Genomic DNA, 243 nt, shown 5'->3' on the forward strand with positions numbered 1-243 from the left:
CTGTTCGCCCCGGTGGGCGTGTTCCTCGTGTGGGACCGGCCGCGTCGGCGGTGGCTCTCGGCGTGGTGCCGGGCGGTCGCGGTCGTGGCCGCGGCGAGCTGGCTGCTCGAGTGCACGCAGAGCCTGCCGCCCTCGCGGTTCGCCTCGCTCAACGACGTGCTGGCCAACACCGCCTCGGGGGCGATCGGCGGGGCGTTGGGCGTGCTGATCCGGCCGCTGGCGGGCCCGGCGGCGTTCTGGCTG

Annotated in this window: 1 protein-coding gene; it reads left to right on the forward strand. The window is 76.5% G+C overall.

The window, feature by feature from the left end; genetic code table 11:
- Positions 1-243: VanZ family protein (locus R0J92_RS25895; RefSeq protein WP_411053798.1), on the forward strand; the 243-nt coding region annotated here is incomplete at both ends.

The organism is Tritonibacter sp. SIMBA_163, assembly GCF_046535935.1.
Classification (GTDB): Bacteria; Pseudomonadota; Alphaproteobacteria; order Rhodobacterales; family Rhodobacteraceae; genus Epibacterium; species Epibacterium scottomollicae.